This is a genomic window from Candidatus Darwinibacter acetoxidans (assembly GCF_041936445.1).
Taxonomy (GTDB): domain Bacteria; phylum Bacillota; class Limnochordia; order Darwinibacteriales; family Darwinibacteriaceae; genus DTU010.
Map to the genome: position 1 here is coordinate 14,927 of NZ_JBHGXH010000279.1, position 18,957 is coordinate 33,883.

At 61.7% G+C, this 18,957-nt stretch carries 19 protein-coding genes and 1 tRNA gene; 1 reads left to right on the forward strand and 19 read right to left on the reverse strand.

From position 1 onward, the window contains the following. Window position 1: 1 nt before the first annotated feature. The 6 genes from pknB to rlmN all read right to left on the reverse strand — a co-directional run bounded on the left by pknB (window position 2) and on the right by rlmN (window position 6,745). Window positions 2–1,948 carry a Stk1 family PASTA domain-containing Ser/Thr kinase gene (pknB, locus tag ACE4YL_RS10710; RefSeq protein WP_461359472.1) on the reverse strand — a complete coding sequence of 649 codons (1,947 nt, stop codon included), beginning with the start codon at window positions 1,946–1,948 and terminating at the stop codon, window positions 2–4. A gap of 18 nt (window positions 1,949–1,966) precedes the next feature. Then, window positions 1,967–3,274 carry a peptidoglycan D,D-transpeptidase FtsI family protein gene (locus tag ACE4YL_RS10715; protein ID WP_461359471.1) on the reverse strand — a complete coding sequence of 436 codons (1,308 nt, stop codon included), beginning with the start codon at window positions 3,272–3,274 and terminating at the stop codon, window positions 1,967–1,969. Next, window positions 3,274–4,434, reverse strand: coding sequence for an FtsW/RodA/SpoVE family cell cycle protein (locus tag ACE4YL_RS10720; protein ID WP_461359470.1), 1,161 nt, complete (start codon window positions 4,432–4,434; stop codon window positions 3,274–3,276). Before ACE4YL_RS10720 ends, ACE4YL_RS10715 begins: the two co-directional genes overlap by 1 nt. Before the next feature lie 19 nt (window positions 4,435–4,453). Then, window positions 4,454–5,164, reverse strand: coding sequence for a protein phosphatase 2C domain-containing protein (locus ACE4YL_RS10725; protein ID WP_461359469.1), 711 nt, complete (start codon window positions 5,162–5,164; stop codon window positions 4,454–4,456). Between the two features lie 112 nt (window positions 5,165–5,276). Continuing rightward, window positions 5,277–5,699 carry an FHA domain-containing protein gene (locus tag ACE4YL_RS10730; protein WP_461359468.1) on the reverse strand — a complete coding sequence of 141 codons (423 nt, stop codon included), beginning with the start codon at window positions 5,697–5,699 and terminating at the stop codon, window positions 5,277–5,279. Next, on the reverse strand, window positions 5,699–6,745 hold the full coding sequence (rlmN, locus tag ACE4YL_RS10735; protein WP_461359467.1) for a dual-specificity RNA methyltransferase RlmN: 1,047 nt from the start codon (window positions 6,743–6,745) through the stop codon (window positions 5,699–5,701). The genes ACE4YL_RS10730 and rlmN overlap by 1 nt, the downstream gene beginning before the upstream one ends. 31 nt (window positions 6,746–6,776) lie before the next feature. Between rlmN and ACE4YL_RS10740 the strand changes: the two genes are divergently transcribed. Next, window positions 6,777–7,073 carry a hypothetical protein gene (locus ACE4YL_RS10740; RefSeq protein WP_461359466.1) on the forward strand — a complete coding sequence of 99 codons (297 nt, stop codon included), beginning with the start codon at window positions 6,777–6,779 and terminating at the stop codon, window positions 7,071–7,073. 8 nt (window positions 7,074–7,081) lie between these two features. Here ACE4YL_RS10740 and ACE4YL_RS10745 read toward each other — a convergent pair. From ACE4YL_RS10745 to ACE4YL_RS10805, 13 genes are all read right to left on the reverse strand, one after another. Further along, window positions 7,082–7,158, reverse strand: a tRNA-Pro gene (locus ACE4YL_RS10745). 96 nt (window positions 7,159–7,254) lie between these two features. After that, complete coding sequence (spo0A, locus tag ACE4YL_RS10750; protein ID WP_461360397.1) at window positions 7,255–8,004, reverse strand: sporulation transcription factor Spo0A; 750 nt, start codon at window positions 8,002–8,004, stop codon at window positions 7,255–7,257. A gap of 80 nt (window positions 8,005–8,084) precedes the next feature. Next, window positions 8,085–9,425: a 16S rRNA (cytosine(967)-C(5))-methyltransferase RsmB gene (gene rsmB, locus ACE4YL_RS10755; protein ID WP_461359464.1), complete on the reverse strand. Its 1,341-nt coding sequence runs from the start codon at window positions 9,423–9,425 to the stop codon at window positions 8,085–8,087. Next, the gene (locus tag ACE4YL_RS10760; protein ID WP_461359463.1) at window positions 9,425–10,105 is read right to left on the reverse strand and encodes a zinc metallopeptidase; all 681 of its coding nucleotides are present in this window, start codon (window positions 10,103–10,105) and stop codon (window positions 9,425–9,427) included. The genes rsmB and ACE4YL_RS10760 overlap by 1 nt, the downstream gene beginning before the upstream one ends. Before the next feature lie 12 nt (window positions 10,106–10,117). Further along, window positions 10,118–11,041 carry a methionyl-tRNA formyltransferase gene (fmt, locus tag ACE4YL_RS10765; RefSeq protein ID WP_461359462.1) on the reverse strand — a complete coding sequence of 308 codons (924 nt, stop codon included), beginning with the start codon at window positions 11,039–11,041 and terminating at the stop codon, window positions 10,118–10,120. Continuing rightward, window positions 11,042–11,524 (reverse strand): peptide deformylase, encoded by a 483-nt coding sequence (gene def / locus ACE4YL_RS10770; RefSeq protein ID WP_461359461.1) that lies wholly within the window; start codon window positions 11,522–11,524, stop codon window positions 11,042–11,044. A gap of 38 nt (window positions 11,525–11,562) precedes the next feature. Next, the gene (gene priA, locus ACE4YL_RS10775) at window positions 11,563–13,755 is read right to left on the reverse strand and encodes a primosomal protein N' (RefSeq protein ID WP_461359460.1); all 2,193 of its coding nucleotides are present in this window, start codon (window positions 13,753–13,755) and stop codon (window positions 11,563–11,565) included. Between the two features lie 56 nt (window positions 13,756–13,811). After that, complete coding sequence (rpoZ, locus tag ACE4YL_RS10780; RefSeq protein ID WP_461359459.1) at window positions 13,812–13,982, reverse strand: DNA-directed RNA polymerase subunit omega; 171 nt, start codon at window positions 13,980–13,982, stop codon at window positions 13,812–13,814. After that, window positions 13,963–14,577 (reverse strand): guanylate kinase, encoded by a 615-nt coding sequence (gene gmk / locus ACE4YL_RS10785; RefSeq protein ID WP_461359458.1) that lies wholly within the window; start codon window positions 14,575–14,577, stop codon window positions 13,963–13,965. The genes rpoZ and gmk overlap by 20 nt, the downstream gene beginning before the upstream one ends. A gap of 75 nt (window positions 14,578–14,652) precedes the next feature. Further along, on the reverse strand, window positions 14,653–14,919 hold the full coding sequence (gene remA, locus ACE4YL_RS10790) for an extracellular matrix/biofilm regulator RemA (RefSeq protein WP_461359457.1): 267 nt from the start codon (window positions 14,917–14,919) through the stop codon (window positions 14,653–14,655). A gap of 18 nt (window positions 14,920–14,937) precedes the next feature. Then, window positions 14,938–15,246: an integration host factor, actinobacterial type gene (gene mihF / locus ACE4YL_RS10795; RefSeq protein ID WP_461360400.1), complete on the reverse strand. Its 309-nt coding sequence runs from the start codon at window positions 15,244–15,246 to the stop codon at window positions 14,938–14,940. Window positions 15,247–15,310: 64 nt separating this feature from the next. After that, on the reverse strand, window positions 15,311–16,189 hold the full coding sequence (locus ACE4YL_RS10800) for a YicC/YloC family endoribonuclease (protein WP_461359455.1): 879 nt from the start codon (window positions 16,187–16,189) through the stop codon (window positions 15,311–15,313). 70 nt (window positions 16,190–16,259) lie between these two features. Further along, the gene (locus tag ACE4YL_RS10805; RefSeq protein ID WP_461360401.1) at window positions 16,260–18,929 is read right to left on the reverse strand and encodes a calcium-translocating P-type ATPase, SERCA-type; all 2,670 of its coding nucleotides are present in this window, start codon (window positions 18,927–18,929) and stop codon (window positions 16,260–16,262) included. Window positions 18,930–18,957: the final 28 nt, after the last annotated feature.

An 18,957-nucleotide genomic window follows, 5' to 3' on the forward strand; every position in this document is an offset into this window, starting at 1 on the left:
CTCACTCCTGAAAAGCACGGTCTAAGAACTGACGTCCGCCAAGATAAACCTGGAAGCGGGCATCTTTGCCCCGGCCTTGGATGGTGCGGACCACCCTGGTGCCGCCCCTGTGGGTCTCCCTGTAGACTTCCCGGGCGCCAAAATCATCGATGACCAGGATCACGATCTCCTGGCTGGGCCCAGGGGGAACATCGATGGTCACTTCTTTGGTGCTCCACAAATTCTCGTGGATCCACTGGGTTTCCTCAGGTGTTTCCACGGTTTCCGGCTCCTCCGCGGGTGCCACCGGCGGCCCTTGGGAGTAGACGAAGTCAATGGGCCAGCCCTCTTCCACCATGCTGCCCGGTGCGGGGTTCTGTTCGATCACCCGCCCCGCGGGGTAGATGGTGCTGAACTCGGGCCAGCTGTTCCCCAGGGGCAGCCCCAAGCTGGCCAGCTGCTGCTTGACCAGATCAAAGTCTTGACCCCGGAAATCCGGCAGGGCGAAGGGTTCCGCCGCCTTGCTCAAAACCAGGCTCACCGCGGTACCCTTGACCACGATCTCCCCTGGTTCCGGCCGCTGCTCCAGGACGATGCCTGGGCCCACCGCGGGATCGTACACCTCTTCGTTTTCCCCTTCCACAAAGCCCGCCTGGGTTAGGGCCACCTTAGCTTCCCGGAGAGAAAGGCCGATGAAGGAAGGCATTTCCACTTCCTCCGGTCCCCGGCTCACCCGCACCAAGATCTCCCGGCCCTCCTTCACCATGCGGCCCGGCAGGGGATCCTGGCTCACGATGTGGCCTGCCGGCACTTCATTGTCAAAGATGCGCTGCTCTACGGCTAGGTCCAACTGCACATCCCGCAGCGTCCGCAAAGCTTCCATCTCATGCAGCCCCACGATGTCCGGCACCCGCACATCGTCGGGGAACAAGATCTCGGGGATGACATACGTGGCCGCTAAAGCGAGACCCCCCAAAAGCAGCAGAATAACCAGAGCAATAATTCCCTTGGAACGTTTCTGGGGCGCCTCCTTGTCCTGCTTCTTCTTTTTCTTCTTCCGAGCCAATCCCCAGCCCCCTTTCCCCAAAAGGTCCACTGCCGGCAGCGGCAGGGTTGCATCCACATCGCCTTCGCCTTCCCCACCCGCGGCCAGGCGGCGCTCAATCCTCTGGAAGATGCGCACCACCTCTTCCGCATCGCCCGGTCGATCCTTCGGATCCTTATTCAAGAGCTTCAGCACCAAATCCTCCAGCTCAGCGTCGAGATCAGGTCTGAGTTTGCGCAGGGGCTCCGGCGGGTCCTGCACCTGCTGCAGGGCAATGGCGATGGCCGAATCGCCCCTGAAGGGCGGCTGGCCCGCCAGCATCTCGTAGAGCACGATCCCGAGAGAATAGAGATCGCTTGCGGCCTGCACCTGGGCGCCCCTGGCCTGTTCGGGGGAAAAATAGCGTACGGAACCCAGGACCATCCCCGTTTGGGTCAAGTTGGTCGCGGACATGGCCTGGGCAATGCCGAAGTCCGTCACCTTCACCCGCCCCTCTTCCGTGAGGAGAATGTTGTGGGGCTTAATGTCCCGGTGGATGATGCCGTGGTAATGGGCATGGGCAAGGGCCAGGGCGATCTGCTTCCCTACGCTGACCACAAACTCCTGGGGAAACTGGCCGTGCTCGCGGATCAGATCATGCAGGTTCCTCCCCTGCACATACTCCATCACTATATAATGAACGCTGCCCTGTTGGCCCACATCATAGATGTTCACAATGTTGGGGTGGGACAGGCTCGCGGCGGATCTGGCTTCCCGCCGAAAGCGCTCCACAAACTGCTCATCATCGGCAAACTGGGCCCGGAGGATCTTCACCGCCACAACGCGGCTGAGCAGCTGGTCCCTGGCACTGTACACCAGGGCCATGCCCCCGTCCCCCACCTTCTCTAAGATCTCATAGCGATTGGCCAGCGTTTCTCCAACCATACCCTCACCCTCTATGCCTTACTCACTCCGCTGCACAGCCCTGCGCATCAGCTCAACCCCCAGGGGGGCCGCCGCCTGGGCGCCGGTGCCTCCGTGTTCGATCACCACGGCCACCGCCACCTGGGGTGCCTCGGGCGGGGCAAAACCGATAAACCAGGCATGATCGGGGCCCGAGCCCATTTGGGCTGTCCCCGTCTTGCCGCCATAGGCAAACTCTCCGCTAAGCTCGGTCCTGGCGGTACCTTCCTGGGCGGCCAGGACCATGGCCCCTTTGATCTTCTCAGCTAAGGCCGGCGGCAAAGCCTGCCCCAACACCTGGGGGCGGGTGATCTGCCGCATACGCAGGCCGCCCCGGACTTCATGAACCAGATAGGGCCGGAGCAGAACCCCTCCGTTGGCCAGGGCGCAGGCCACCTGGGCCATCTGCAGGGGCGTAACGAGAAGCTCCCCCTGCCCGATCCCCAGCTGAGCGGTGTGATACTGGGAAGAAGTGCCCTCGGGCACAAGGCCAGCTAAATTGGCCAGTTCAAACTGGACTTCCTGGCCCAAACCCCAAAGGCGGTAGTACTCCAGGAGCTTATCCCCCAGCTCCACCGCGAGCTGGGCGAAAACCACATTGGAAGATTGGGCCAAAGCCTGATCCAAAGTGATCTCCCCGTGGGCCCTGCCCCCGTAGTTGCGGATCGTGCCGCCGGGCAGCTGCCAGGCGCCCCCGTCCGGCCACCGCTGATCCGGCTCTGCCTGGCTTTCGGCCAGGGCCGCGCCGTAGACCAGAGGTTTCACCACGGATCCAGGGGGATAGAGGCCGTGGGTGGCCCGGTTCAAAAAAGGACTTCGCACATCGGCCCGATAATCTGGCCAATGCTCATCCAGGGCCCCGCCGTCCACATAAGGGGCGGAAACCAAGGCCAGGATTTGGCCCGTGGCGGGGTGCAGGGCCACAACTGCCCCCGCGGCTTTTCCCAGGAGCTCTTCTGCCGCCTTCTGCAGCTCCAGATCCAGGGTGGTAAACAGGCTGCGGCCGGCGCTCAGCTCCCCATGGTAGAGCCTCTCCAGCCCGGTCATCCCGTAGCGCTCGTGGAAATAGCCCACCACATGGGAAAGGGATGGCGATGCATAGCTACGCCTGTAGCCGCTTTCCAGGGCCTCGGAATAGGCCAGCGCCTTCCCCTGGCGGTCGAAGATGGGCCCCCGGTCCTGCTGGAAGACCAGGTAGTAGCGGGGATTGGCCGGGTGCTCCCCCAGATCCGCGCAGAGCTGCCAGTAAAAGGCACCTCCCAAGAGCAGGCAGTAAAGGAGCGCCAAAACCAGGAAGGAGCGGCGCATCACCCTTCCCCTCCCCTGCTCAGCCCGGCCACGAGGCCCAGCATCCCAAATTGCGCGACCAGGGAAGTTGTGCCGTAACTGACAAAGGGCAGCGTCAAGCCGGTAAAGGGCAGAAAGCGCAGGATTCCTCCCGCCACCAAAAACACCTGCAGGTGGAGGAGCAAAGTCAAGCCCAAACCCGTCAGCTGCTCCCCGCCGGTCAGATCCTGGAGGATCCGCGCCGCCCAAAAGGCTAGCCCCAGGTAGCAGAGGAGCAGGGCGGCTGTGCCCAAAAAACCCAATTCTTCGCCGATGATGGCCAAGATGTAATCGGTATGTCCGTGGGGGATCACCTGGACCAGGCCTTCACCGAGCCCCTGCCCCACCAACCCCCCGGAGTTTAAGGCGAACAAACCCTGCAGCACCTGATAGCCCTTGCTGCCCAGGTAATCCCAGGGCCTGAGCCAGGCCAACACCCTGGTCTGCACATGGGGAAAGAGATAGGCCCCTGCAGCAAACCCGGCGCCCAGCGCCGCCAGAAAGCCCGCCAGCTTGTACCAGGAAAAGGCCTGCCGCAGGGAAAGCCAGATGAACACCAGAAAGACCAATGCAGCAGGGCCCAGATCCCGCTGCCAGGCCAAAAGCAGGCAGAAGCTCGCCAGGAAAAAGGCCAGTTCCCAGAGGGAAGTGCCGGGAGCAAGGTGTTTGCCCAAGTACAGGATGAAAAAGATCTTGGCCAGCTCCACCGGCTGAAAGCGCACTCCAGCCACAGTCAGCCAAGCCCGGGCACCGCCCGCGGTCTCCCCCCAGATGAGGGTGATGGCCAGCAGGCTCAAGGCTGCCCAGGCCCAGAGGCGCCTTAGGGGCAGCTGACAAACTGGCACCAGCAGGCCCAGAAGGTAAAAACCGCTTCCCAAGAGTACGCCCTGGAAATGCCCTTGGGCCAGGTGCGGATCCAGCCGGGTGAGGAAGATCCAGCCGAGAAAGACCAATGCCGCAGTGAAGGGTAACGCTCCAGGGTGGGCGCCGAGCTTCCTGGTGATAAGCCAGAGGAGCGCGAACAAAGCCCACAGGGCCGCAGGCTGCCACCAGAGCACCTGGCCCTGGAAAAGCACCAGCCAGAGGACCACAGCCGCCAGCCAGCCGCTAAACCCAAACCACGTGCGGTAGAGGAGTGCCACGGATTTTCCCCCCGCCTCCTTAGACCTGGGCCACGATCACGGTGATGTTGTCGGGGCCCCCCAGTTCGTTAGCTAAATCCACCAGTTCCTGGGCTAGGTTTCTGCCCTGGAAGTTCTGCTGCAGCTTCTCCTGGAGCAGCGCATCATCCACCACATCGGTTAAGCCATCTGTGCAGAGCATGACCAGTGAACCCGGCTCAAGCTGCCTGGTGATCAGTTCCGGTTCGATTGCTTCCGACCCCAGAACCTGCGTGAGGATGTGCCGCTTGGGGTGGATGCGGGCTTCCCCGGGGGTAATGGTCCCCGCCCGCAGGAGCTCACCCACCACCGAATGGTCGCTGGTGAGCTGCTCCAGCACGCCGTTGGCATAAAGGTAGCAGCGGCTGTCCCCCACATGGCCCACCACCAGCTCCCGCAGTCCGTCCGGGCCGGGACCGGAGATCCAGGCCAGGGTGATGGTGCTGCCCATGCCCCGGTACTTCCTGTTGCGCCCCGCCTCCTCCAGGATGCGGGCCTGGGCTCGCTCAATGGCCGCCAGGACTTCCTCTTGGGGCCGGCCGGCACCAAAGGGGAATGACTTGATGGCTTCCACCGCCAAGGCCGAGGCCACCTCGCCGGCAACATGCCCCCCCATGCCGTCGCAGACAACGAGGCAGTGCTCCCCTACCCAGAGGGCATCCTCGTTATTCTCCCGCAGTCGCCCCACATCTGTTGCCGTTTTCACATCCATGCCCAACACTCCTATTTTAACTCTTCCAGCATTGCCTTGAGCAAGTTCCAGACCATCCTGAACAGCCAAACCGCCAAGACCGCCCTGACCACCCAGTGGACTACGGCCATGCTCATCGCTCCTCAAAGGTTAAAACAGTCTGCCCCAAGCGAATGGTGTCGCCGTGGTGCAAAAGCGCCCGCTTGATGCGCCTGCCGTTGAGGAAAGTGCCGTTTCTGCTGGCATTGTCCTGCACCAGCCAGCTGGCCCCCATCGGCTGAAAGCTGGCATGCACCCTGCTCACCTTGGGATCGCTCAAGCGCAGGTGGCAGCTGGCCCCCCGGCCCACCAAAAACCCCGGCTGAAGCGGGATAACCTGGGAGTCCAGGCGCAGGCAGGCCCGGGAGGTGTCCCCTTTTTTGCGCACCGCCAGCACCTCATAGCGCTTGGTGGGCGCCAGATCCACAGGCGTTTCCTGCTTATCTTCGGCCTGCCCAGGTGATTTTCCTGTTAATACTTGGATAATTCTTGCCAGCCACAGGCGAATCCCGGCCATTACCCCTGCCCCTCCAGGGTGCGCTGGCGCAGCTGGCCGCAGGCCGCTTCAATATCGCTGCCCCGTTCTTTGCGGAGGGAAACGGGGATCCCGGCGCGCTCCAGCATCTGCGCGAAGGCGGCGATGCGGGCACTGGAGGGACGGGCCGCGCCGCTTCCGGGATTGACTGGAATCAGATTCACATGGCAGAGGCGGCCCTGCAGGAGATCGCTAAGTTTCTGGGCCGCCTGCGGGGAATCATTTATCCCGCTGATCAGGGCATACTCATAGGAGATGCGGCGGTTGGTGCGGGCAGTGTAGTAATCACAGGCCGCCAAAAGCTCCTCCAGGGGATAGACCTTGTTGATGGGCATGATCTCCCCCCGGCGCCGGTCATCCGCGGCATGGAGGGAAACGGCCAGATTGACCTGGAGCTCTTCTTCCGCCAGGGCCCGGATCTGGGGAACCAGGCCGCAGGTGGAGATGGTGAGCCGCCTAGCGCCAAGGTTTAGGCCCTCCGGGTGGTTGAGCAGCCGGGCGCTGCGTAAAACCGCCTGGTAGTTGGCTAAAGGCTCCCCCATACCCATGTACACGACGTTGGTGACCGTTTTCCCCTGGGCCTTCAGCCGGTTTTGCACAAAAAGCACCTGGGCGGCGATCTCGCCGGCGGTGAGATCCCGCCTGAAGCCCGCCTGCCCCGTGGCGCAGAAGGAGCAGTTCATCGCGCAGCCCACCTGGGTGGAAAGGCACACGGTCTGGCGCCTTTTCTCCGGCAGGAGGACCGTTTCAATGGTGGAGCCATCTTCCAGGGCAAAGAGGTACTTCTCTGTGCCATCGGCGGAAAGGCGGCTGGTGACCAGCTCCAGGGGCCAGGGGCTCTGGAAGCGCTTTTCCAGCTCCTCAATTAGCGCCCGGGGGAGGCTGGTCATCTCCTGAAAGCTGGCCGCGGCCTGCCGGTGCAGCCAGCTGAAGATCTGGCGGGCCCGGTAGGGCGGCACCTCCGCTTCCAGCCGGCCGGCGATTTCCTCCGGGAACAGCCCGGCAAGATGCTCTTGGGCAGTATGCACAGTAATAACCTCCACTTCAGGGGGTGAGATCATGGCCAAGCGGCCTACGGTTCATTTTCTAACCGCGTATGTGGAATACCTCTGGGATCAGGGTATCCGATCCGAGGAATACTATTTAGGGGATGCCTCCCGCTTTCTGCGCTTTCTTTTGGCCAGTACCACGCCGGAACAGATCGAAAGCTACATCTCTGCCCACAGCTCGCCGGCTTACCGCGCCCGGCTGGAAAAGACCCTGCGCAAATTCTTCGCCTTTGCCCAGGAAAAGCTGGCCATCCCCGCGGGGGAAATCCTGCACAGACAAAAAAAACCAGATCGAAACCTGGTTTGAAAGCAAGATGGTCGGGGCGACACGATTTGAACGTGCGACCTTCGCGTCCCGAACGCGACGCTCTACCAAGCTGAGCCACGCCCCGCAACTTAAGTATAAACCCTGCTTGGGGATTTTGTCAACGCATTTGGGGCCAAAAAGGACCCCCCCGCAAGGAAGATGCTTCTCAGCCAAGCTGAACTTAGAGGCTCAAGCTCCCTTCCACGATTCTGGCGATGATCAGCGAGTTGGTGGGCATGCGGTCATCGCAGTAGGGCTCGCAGAGCTCTTTGATGAACTCCGCATTCCCATTCTTCCAGGCAGCCGCCAGGGCATTGCGGATTCCCGCCTCTACCCCGCTCATGGTGGTGTTGTACTTCTCCGCCAGGGCTGGGTACATCTCTTTGGTGAGGCCGCCCGCGTAGTAGCCTTCCTCCAGGTACATGAGGACCGCATCCCTGAGGTAGGCAAACCCCTTGAAATGGGGCGGCACGCCCATCTTGTGCAGGATCTGGACCACCTTTTGGTCCATGGAAAGGGGCCCATCCTCGGCCGCGGCCTCCTGGCCCACGATCATCTTCCCTGGAGCGCTGGAAAACTGCCGCAGCCGCTCCAGGAGGATCTCCAAACGGAAGGGCTTCACCAAAAAGTAATCGGCGCCCAGGGCGAGCAGCCTGCTCAGCAGGTGGTCGCTGCCAAAAGCCGTGATCACAAACACCTTTGGTTTTTTCCTCAGAGACATGGCCTTCAGGGCTTCCAAAACCCCAATTCCATCCAGGTACGGCATGGTGATGTCCAAAAGAACCAAATCCGGCTCTAATCTTTGAATCTCCCTAAGGGCTTGCTCCCCGTCATGGGCCGCGCCTACCACCTCTAGGTCATCGTGTAGGGCGAAGAACTGCTGCAGGACCTGACAGAGCTCCACGTTGTTGTCTGCAATCAGAATCCGCATACAGAACCTCCAAGAGAGTATTCCCCCAGGAGTCCTGTTTGACATGAATTCCCAAAGTCCTGCTGCTTTTCAAGTTGTGCCTAAAATTTAACTTTTCGAAATAGCGCCAAAAAGAACCCGTCACCGCCATGCCGGTGGGGCAGAAGCGTCTTCAGCCAGGGCTCCGGGCCGCAGCCGGGAAATCCCTCTGGAAAGGGCTCGCCCCGAAACTCCGGGTGCTCGGCCAAAAACCAGTGGGCCACCTCTTCATTTTCCCAAGACGTCAAGGTGCAGGTGGTGTACAAAAGCAGGCCCTGCCCATCCACGTAGCCGGCGGCTTGGTGCAGGATGCCTTTCTGGATTTCCACCAGATCTTTGATTTCCTCGGCCCTTTTCCGCCAGCGGATATCCGGGCGGTGCCCCATGGTGCCCAGCCCGGAACAGGGGGCATCCACCAAAACCCGGGGAGCTGGGGGCAGCTGCAGATCCTGGGTGGCATCGCCCACCGCGGTGGCGATGCTGGAGATGCCTAAGCGCCTGGCGTTTTCTTCCACCAAGGCCAGGCGCCGGGGGCTCACATCGAAGGCGAGGATCCGCCCCTGATCCTGCATGAGCTGGGCCAGGTGCGTGGTTTTGCCCCCGGGGGCGCTGCACAGATCGTAGACGGTCTGGCCTGGCTCCACCTGCAGGGCATGGGCGGCCAGGGCGCTGCTCTCATCTTGAATGTAGAACATCCCCTGGTCCAGCCAGGGATCCGCCACAGCTAAGTGGGCGGGCTCCACTGTGAAAATCTCCGGCAGATAACGTCCGGGCTCGACACTGGCTCCCCTATCTTCCAGATGGGCCCGCACCTCAGCGGGGCTCGCTTTTAGGGTATTCACCCGGATCTGCAGCTGAGGCGGCTCGTTGAGGGCCCGGCAGAGGGCCGCAGTCTCCTCCACTCCCCACCTATCCAGCCAGTGCTCCACGATCCAGTCGGGATAGGAGTACTTGAGCCCCAGATGTTCCGCAGGGTGTTCTTCCAGGGAGGGATAGACAAGGGAATCCCTCCCCCGCAGCACCTGCCGGAGCACGCCGTTGGCGAACTTGGCGGTGCCTTCATGGCCGAAGGCGCGCGCTAGCTTCACCGCTTCGTTCACCGCCGCGGAAGGAGGGATCCTATCCAGGTATAAGAGCTGGTAAACGCCGATGCGCAGCACATTGAGCAGGGCCGGGTGAATCTTAGCCAGGGGCCTTTTGCTGAACTGGGCCAGCACATAATCGAGGCTGCGCTTCATGCGCACCGTACCCATGACCAGTTCGGTGAAAAGGCCCTGATCCAGCCGGCTCAGGGAGCTTTTCTGCAGCTGTGCGTCTAAAAGATCCTTCAGGAACTCCCCGGAGGACTCCAGCTTGTTTAAGGTGTCAACCGCCAGGTAGCGGGGATCGGTGCTGCGCCCCATTACCTTCTCCGCTGGCCCCGCAGGAACAGCAATCTGATCAGCTGGGAGGCGGCCACCGCCACCGCGGCCACGTAGGTGAGGGCAGCGGCACTGAGCACCGCCTTGGCCTTGGGCACTTCCGCCTGGGTTAAGTAGCCTCCGGACTGGAGGGCCGCCAGCGCCCTGCGGGAAGCGTTAAACTCCACGGGCAGGGTGATCAGCTGGAAGGCCAGGGCCGCGATGAAAAACCAGATCCCCACCAGCATCAGAACATCCATGCTGAACAGAAAGCCCAACATGAACAGGGGAAAGGCCATCTGGGAGCCCACCGCCGCCACCGGAAACAGGCTGGTCCTCAGCCCCAGGGGCACATAGCCCCGAGCATGCTGCACCGCATGGCCCACTTCGTGCGCGGCCACACCCACCGCAGCCACACTGGTGCCGTCGTAGACCTGGGGCGAAAGGCGCACCGTTTCCGAACGGGGATCGTAGTGATCCGTGAGCTCTCCCCCCACCCTTTCCACACTCACATTGTGCAGCCCGTTGGCATTGAGGATCTGCCTGGCCACTTGGGCTCCCGTGAGCCCCACGTAGGAACGTTCCTGCAGGTAGCGGGCGAAGGTACTTTTGACCTTCACCTGGGCATACAAGGCAAGTAACAAGGCCGGAAGGACCAAGATAAAAGTGGGATCATAAAACATGCCATCTCCTCCTTACCTGCTTAATATCTCCCCAACACGCAGACGCAAACCATTGGCAAAGTCGAGGCCGGAAAGAATCTTTCCCCCGGGCCTCTGGAGTTTTTGCAGATAGAGGGAACCCGCTCCGCAGGCCACTAAAAGGCCCTCCTCGCTGAAGCTGAGAATCTCGCCGGGGGAGCCCGCCCCGCTGCCTGGCCAGGCTTCCCAGATGCGCACCGTCTCTCCTTTGATCTCAGCCCAGGCCACGGGCCAGGGGTTCATGGCCCTAATCAAGCGGTCCAGTTCCCAAGCGGTCCGGTGGAACTCTACTTTGGCATCTTCCTTTTTCAGCTTAAAGGCATAGCTGGCCTGGCTGTGATCCTGGGGAATCCGGGGTGCGGTGCCCTGGGCGATCTGGCGCACCGTTTCCAGAAGGAGCCCTGCCCCCTTGACCATCAAGCGGTCGTGGAGCGCCCCCGCGGTATCCCGGGGATAGATGGGCTCTTCCGCCTGGAGGATGATATCCCCATCATCCCAGCCGGAGCCCAGGTACATGGTGGTTACGCCTGTGACCGTATCACCATTTTTGATGGCGGTGTTGATGGGCGCGGCACCCCGGTATTTGGGCAGCAGGGAACTGTGCACGTTGATGCAGCCGTACTTGGGCGCGGCCAGCAGGCGATCGGGGATCTTCTGGCCGAAGGCCACCACCACAAAGAGCTCAGCCCCCAGCCCCTCCAAATCCTCCATGACCTGGGGATCACTGATCCTTTCCGGTTGGAAGATGGGCAGGCCCAGCTCCAGGGCCACCACTTTCACGGGGGATTGGACCAGCCTCTGCCCCCGGCCCGCCCGGCGGTCCGGTTGGGTGACCACGCCCACAAGCTCATGCTCCGCGGCCAGGGCTTTGAGGCTCGGTACGGCAAACTCCGGCGTGCCCATGAAGAGGATGCGCATTTAGCTCCCCTCCTCGGGGTTTTCGGCCGGTTCCAGCTCCGCCTCCCCCAGGCTGCGGTCGAGGATCAGGATGCCGTCTAGATGATCGATCTCATGCTGCAGGGCCCGGGCTAAAAAGCCTTCCGCCTTAACCCGCACGGGCTTACCCTTTTCGTTCAGGCCCGTCACCTCGATCTCCGCGGCCCGTTTCACATAGACCCAGCGCTCGGGGATGCTCAGGCAGCCCTCCACATCGATCTCTTCCCCCTGGGCGCTCTGGACCACGGGGTTGATCAAGCAGACCGGGCCTTCTCCCAGATCCACGACAATGATGCGCTTATTTACGCCCACCTGCGGCGCGGCCAACCCGGCGCCGTTGGCTTCATACATGGTTTCGATCATATCCTCAACGAGTTTGGTGATCTTCTTGGTGATCCTGGGCACTTCTTGGGCCCTGGTTTCCAAGATGGGATCGCCTATCTTCACAATGGGCAGTACAGCCATGGGTGCCACCTCGATTTCTCTACATCTATTATAACATACTAAAGCATGTACAGGGGATCAAGATCCACCGTCACCTGCACGTCCCCGCCCGCGGAGGGAAGCTCCCCGAGGCCCTGGAGGGGCCCATCGCTCTTGACCAAAACCTGCCAGCGGTAGCGCCCCTGGATACGCCCGATGGGCGCGGGGAAGGGCCCCACCAGATCCACTTGGGGAATGCCCCGGGCTAAGAGGTGGGCGGCGATGCGCCGGCAGGCCTCCTCCGCCTCCGTTTGGGGGCCGCTGCAGAGGATGCGGGTGAGCTGGCGGAAGGGAGGGTAGCCAAGGGCCCGGCGAAAGCCGATTTCCTTGCGGTAAAAGCCCAAATAATCATGGCTGCGGGCCGCCTCGATGGCAAAATGGCCTGGCTCGTAGGCCTGGACGATCACCAAGCCCGGCAGCTCGCCCCGGCCGCTCCGCCCAGCCACCTGGGTTAAGAGCTGGAAAGTACGCTCCGAGGAGCGGATATCGGGAAAGCGCAGGCTCAAATCCGCGGCCAAAACCCCCACCAGGGTAACCTGGGGAAAGTCCAGGCCCTTGGCCACCATCTGGGTACCGATGAGCACCTGGGCCTGTCCCTGGGCGAATTGGCGCAAAATGGCGCTGTGGGCGCCCTTGCGCCGGGTGGTGTCCGCATCCAGGCGCAGGGTTTTCAATTCAGGGAACTCTTGAGCCAAGGTCTCCTCCAGCTGCTCGGTGCCCACCCCGAACTGGCGGAGGTAGCGGGAAGCGCAGCGGGGGCACTTCTGGGGCAGAACCTCCTGGTGCAGGCAGTAGTGGCACTTCAGGCGGTTCACGCCCTTATGGTAAGTGAGGGACACCTGGCAGTTGGGGCAGTCCAAAACCTCTCCGCACTCCCGGCAGAGCACGAAGTTGGCAAAGCCCCTCCTGTTTAGAAGGATGATGGCCTGGCGCTCCGTTCCCACCAGGTCCTCCAGTTCTTCCCGGAGACGCCGGCTGAACATGCTGCGGTTGCCCTGGGCAAACTCCTCCCGCATGTCCACAACCTCGATCTTGGGCAGGGGCCGGCTTTCCACCCGTTCCGGCAGTTCAGCCAGGATGTACTGGCCCTGGAGGGCCCTGTGGTAGCTTTCCACCGCGGGGGTGGCACTGCCCAGAACCACCTGGCCGCCGGTGAGCTGGCAGCGCTTGATGGCCACCTCCCGGGTCTGGTAGCGGATGGAGCCCTCTTCCTGCTTGTAGGTGCGCTCATGCTCTTCATCTAGGATAATCAGCCCCAGCCGGGGCAGGGGCGCGAACACCGCGGAGCGGGCCCCAATCACCACATCCACCCGCCCCTCCCTGATCTTGCACCACTGGTCAAAACGCTCCCCCAGGGAAAGCGCGCTGTGCAGCACCGTCACCCGGTCGGGAAAGCGGGCTGCAAAGCGGCCCAGCATCTGGGGGGTCAGGGCGATTTCTGGAACCAGGACGATGGCCTGCCGGCCCCGCCGCAAGACTTCCGCGATCACCTGGAGGTACACTTCCGTCTTGCCGCTGCCGGTCACCCCGTGGAGCAGCACCGGCCGGCGCTCTCCCTCCAGTTCGGCTAGGATCGTGGCCACCGCCTCGTGCTGTCTTGCGGTAAGTACCAGCTGCGGATCGGGAAGCGGCTCCACTTCCACCTTCCGCTCCACCCGCACATCTTCCAGGGCGATGATGCCCCTCTCCGCCAGGGCCCGCAACGTAGAAGTGCTGGTCTCCGCCAGGGCCAGAAGTTCCGGGGCCAAGAGCCTGCCTCCCCGGGCCTGGAGGACCTCCACGACCCGCCTTTGGACCCAGGCGTTTTTGCGCAGCTGGGGCTCGGGCTCCAGCAAGGTGACCAGCTGGGCGGTTTTCACCCCCACCCTCTCCCGGCCGTAGCGCCGGGCCGGGGGCAGCATGTACTGCAGGGCTTCGGAGAAGAGCCCGGCATAGGTTTCCCCCATCCAGCGGGCCAGCTCCACCAGGGAAGGCAAAATGGCGGGCTCCGGATCCAAAGGCTTGAGGATGCTCCTGAGCCTTTCCTTTTCCACCTCCAGCTCATCGGTGAGCTCCACCACATAGCCCTCCAGCTTGCGGCGGCCGAAGGGGACCAAAACCCGGTGGCCGATTTCGATGGTTGCCCGATAGCGCTCGGGGATAGCGTATTGGAAGATGCGGTTCACCGCCTCGGCCCGCACATCCACGATCACGCCAGCGTAGAGTTTTTCCACATGCTTCACCTCGAAAAAAAGCCCGTGGCATCCACCACAGGCTCGCACAAGTGCCGTTATTTCTGATACTCCCATTTGATCTTGCCTGCTTCCAGTTCCTCGATGGCGATGGTCACCGGTTTGCAGGCCTTGGCTTCCAGGACCGGTTCCGATCCATCAATCAACTGCCTGGCTCTCTGGGAGACGACCATAATAGCCTCATAGCGGTTAGCTTTCTGTGGCTTCAAGATCCGACCCCCCTTTCCAGATCTGCTGCAGATAGTCTAGATCAATGCGGCTCACTCTGCACCATTCGCTGAGTATGATCTGCCGGAGCTGCTCCGCAGCTTTATTTAAATCATCGTTGATGATGAAATAGTCGTAGTCGACGATATGCTTCACTTCTTCCCGTGATTTGGCCAAACGGCGCTTGATCACTTCCTCCGAATCGGAACCGCGCAAGCGCAAGCGCCGGCTCAGTTCCTCCGGGGTGGGCGGCAGCAGGAAAACCAGCACCGCCTCGGGCATCTTCCGCTTGATCTGGGCCGCACCTTGAATATCAATATCCATGATGACTGCATTACCCGCCTCAATCTGCTCGTACACGTATTTCTTCGGTGTCCCGTAGCGGTAGCCCACAAACGTTGCCGATTCTAATAATAGATCAGCTGCGAGCATTTTGTCAAATTCTTCTTCACTCACGAAGAAATAATTCACCGCGTGCACTTCCCCCACCCGAGGCGGCCGGGTGGTCACGCTCACGGAGTACTTTAAGTTGGGAATGGTGGGAAAAACGGCATTCATCACAGAGTTTTTACCGGCACCGCTGGGGCCGGATAACACTATGAGAAAGCCTTTTGTTTTTAGCCCACCATTCCGCAAGTCCTTCTGTGTTCCCTTCAATCCAGCAGCAACTCCCTATTTCTCATTAGCTTCCAGGTTGTCTTTACTTGTGAGACGATGTGCCACGGTCTCGGGTTGCACTGCTGACAAAATGATGTGATCGCTATCTGCGATAATGACTGCTCTGGTGCGCCGGCCGTAGGTCGCGTCAATGAGCATCCCGCGATCCCGGGCCTCCTGCACCAGGCGCTTAATAGGAGCCGACTCGGGACTGACTATGGCCACGATTCGATTAGCTGCGACGATATTGCCAAAACCGATGTTGATCAGTTGGATGCCCATGTTCTAAGCTCCTTATCCCTAACCTAACCTCTTGAGCAGCTGTTCCTTTTGCCGTTTGCCCAAACCCTGGACGCGGCGGTTCTCTTTGATGCCGATCTCCCGCATCAACTTCTCAGAAGTGACCTTGCCCACCTGCGGCAAGGACTGCAGCAGATAGGTGACCCTCATCCTGGCCACCACCTCGTCATCCGTTTTTTCCAAAACCTCCCGGAGCGTGATGGTGCCCTTCTTCAGCTTGTTCCTCAGTTCAGCCCGTTTGCTGCGCATCTCCTGAGCCTTTTTCAGCGCGTTGAGCTTCTCTTCCGGGGTCAAAACCGGCAGCGACATTCTTGCTCACCTCCTTTGCTTGACGGATTCAGCATGTTCAGAACCTGGGCAAGTTGGAGCCAGGTCACTCGATGTTCTGGACTTGTTCGCGCACCTTCTCCAACTCACTTTTTAACTCCACCACCAGGCCGGCAATGTGCGCACTGGAACCCTTGGCGCCGATGGTGTTCACCTCACGGTTCATCTCCTGTATCAAAAAGTCCAGCTTGCGCCCGACCGGCTCGGTTGAGTGCAAGAGGTCTTTTAGCTGCTGAGTGTGGCTGGCCAAACGCACCAGTTCCTCATCGATGCTGCATCGGTCAGCAAAGAGGGCCACTTCGGCCAAAAAGCGTTCCTCGGTGAGGGTTGTCCCCTGCAGAAGTTCCCGCAGGCGCTCCCGGAGGCGCTCCCTGTAATCCACCACAACCTGGGGCGCGATCTCCGCCACCTGGCGCTGCAGCTCGGCGATGCGGGTGATCTTCTCCTCCAGGTCGCGGCACAGGCGGGCACCCTCCGCGGCCCGCATCTGCTCTAGATCAGTTAAAGCCTGCCCGGCCGCCTCCAGGAGCACCCCTTGGAGCTCTTCCCAGTCGCATTCGGGCTCTTCCACCTCTAGGATGCCGGGGAGAGTCAAAACCTGGCTCAAGGTCACTTCCTCGTCGCTGCCCAGAACCTCCTGGATAGCCCCAAGCGCCCGCAGATAGCCCAGGAGCAGCGGGGCGTTTAACTGTACATTTCTCTCTTTTTGCGCAAATTCCTCCACTGTAACCGCGGCTTCCACCCTGCCCCGGGCGATCCGCTCGCCGATGGCCCGGCGCAGCACCTCCTCCAGCTGGCTGTACTGCTTGGGCACGCGCAAAAAGAGGTCCAGATAGCGGTGATTCACGGATCGCAGCTCGACCCGGACCGCATAGCGTTCGCTTGTGGCTTCGCCTTGACCGAAGCCGGTCATGCTCTTGATCACTGGGGTTCCTCCAAACCCTGCTGTATTATAGCCTTTATTCTTGCTCTGGTAAAATAATCCTGCCTGCTAGCTAAACTTTCGCAAAGGAAAAGCGCCTTTTAACTGCACGCTTGATGGTCAGCACCACCGTTTCGGCAAAGAGGGGGAAACAGGCGAAAATGCCCACCAAAAGCCAGTCATCGCCGCTTAAGGGTACGGTGCCGAAGATCCTGGAGAGAAAGGGCGCATGGATCAGAAACACCTGGGCCCCTCCGGAAAGGAGCACCGCCAAGATGAGGTAGGCATTCCCCCAGATGCCCAGCTCAAAAATGGAGTGGCGCTCGTAGCGGCACTGGAAGGCGTAGATCAGCTGGGCAAAGACCAGGGCGCTGAAGGCCAGGGTGCGGCTGCGCTCCAGCTGGCCCGGGTAATACCACAGGCTGAAGAGGAACAAGGCCAGGGCGGCAAAGCTGATGGTGGTTCCCGCAAAGAGGATGCGCCGGAGCAGCCCCCGGGCGAACACCCCTTCGTCCGGCCGCCGGGGCCTTTGGAGCATAATATCCCTCTCCACCGGATCTAGTCCCAAGGCGATGGCCGGCAGGCCATCGGTCACCAGGTTCATCCAGAGGATCTGCAGGGGGATCAGAGGCAGGGGCAGCCCCAGGAGGGTGGCGGCCAGCATGGTCAGAACCTCCCCCACGTTGCAGCCTAAAAGATAGCGGATGAACTTGCGGATGTTGTCGTAGATCCCCCGCCCCTCTCGCACCGCCTTGATGATGGTGCCGAAGTTGTCGTCCAAAAGCACCATGTCCGCGGCCTCCCGGGTCACATCGGTGCCCTGCCGGCCCATGGCCACCCCAATATCCGCCTCCTGCACCGCGGGGGCATCGTTCACCCCATCGCCGGTCATGGCCACAATTTCCCCGTTGGCCTGCAGGGCCCGGACGATGGAAAGCTTGTGGGTGGGGGCCACCCGGGCAAAGACCGCGGTGCGCTTGATCTCCTCCCGCTGCTCCAGGGGCGTTAAGGCCTCCCACTGGGCACCGGTGAGCACTTGATCCGCCTCTGAGGTGAAAAGGCCGATCCGCTCAGCGATGGCCGCGGCGGTCTTCTTGTGATCCCCGGTGACCATGATGGTGCGCACCCCGCCAAGGCGGGCCGCCTGCACCGCCGCGGCCACCTCGGGTCTGGGGGGATCCAGCATGCCCACAAGGCCGGCAAAGATCAGGCCCTGCTCCCACTGCTCCTCCGGGAGGAGCCTTGGGCCCAGGGGGCGGAAGGCCGCGGCCAGAACCCGCAGAGCTTCCGCGGTCATCCCGTCCAGCACCCCCATGATCTCCCGGCGCCTTTCAGGGGTGAGGCGCACCAGCTGGGTGCCGCTGAGGAGGTGGGTGCACCTGGGGAGCACCACATCGGGGGCGCCCTTGACTAAGGAGAGGTAATCGCTGCCCTTCCTGACCACCACCGCCATGCGCTTGCGCTCGGAGCTGAAGGGGATGCCCCCCACTTCCTGGAAGGTGCGGCGCAGCTGCCGCTGGCTGAGGCCCACCCTTTCCGCAAAGCGCACCAGGGCCACTTCGGTGGGATCGCCAAAGACAGTTCCCCCTTCGTAGACCTCCGCCTTGGTGCAGAGGGCCCCCACCACCGCGGCATACCAGAGCTCATCCTGGCTCAGGGGATCCGCTTTCAGCTTGGCCCGACCCTCCACCCCCCGAAAGCCCCGGGCGGTCCAGATTTTCTGCACCTCCATCTGGTTGAGGGTGAGGGTGCCGGTTTTGTCCGAGCAGATCACCGTGGCGCAGCCCAGGGTTTCCACCGCCGGCAGCTGGCGGATGATTGCGTTTTGCCTGCTCATGCGCTGCACCCCCACGGAAAGGGCGATGGTCACCACCGCGGGCAGGCCCTCGGGGATGGCGGCCACCGCCAGGGTGACGGCCACCATGAACATCTTGTAGGCGGGCAGACCCTGCCGCACCCCCGCGGCAAAAACCAGGGCCACAAGGGCGGTACAGGCCAAAACCAGGATTTTCCCCAGCTGCTGCAGGCGCCTCTGCAGCGGGGTTTGGGGCCGGCCCTTTTCCTGGAGCAGGTGGGCGATCTTCCCGATCTCCGTCTGCATCCCGGTCGCGGCCACCACCGCCCGGCCGAAGCCCCGGGCCACCAGCGTGCTCTTGTAAACCGCATTGCGCCGGTCCCCCAGGGGAGTTTGGGCCGTGCCGACAAATCTTTCGTCCTTGGCCACCGGGACCGATTCCCCGGTCAAGTTGGACTCATCAACGCTTAAGAGCTGGCACTCCAAAAGGCGGGCATCCGCGGGCACCCGATCCCCCGGTTCTAAGAGGATGATATCCCCCGGAACGAGCTCAGATGCATCCAGGAGAGATTTCTTCCCATCCCGGATCACCCGGCACTGCTCCGCGGCCAGCCTGCCCAGCATCTCCAGGGACCGTTCCGCCCGGTACTCCTGGACAAAGCCTAAAACCGCGTTGAGGAAGAGGATGGCAAAGATGGCCGCGGCATCCAAATACTCCCCCAAAAGCACGGAGATGACCACCGTGCCCAAAAGCACCAGTACCATGAAGTCCTGGAACTGATGAAGAAAAAGCCGCCAGGGGGCAGTTGGCGGTTTGGTCACAAGTTCATTGGGGCCCCAGCGTCCCAGGCGCGCCTTGGCTTCCTGGGAGGAGAGCCCCGTTTGAGGATTGACGTTGAGATCCCTCAGCAGCTGCGCGGTGGAAATGGCATGCCAGCTTTCAGCCACAAGCCTCACTTCTTTCCCAGAATAATCT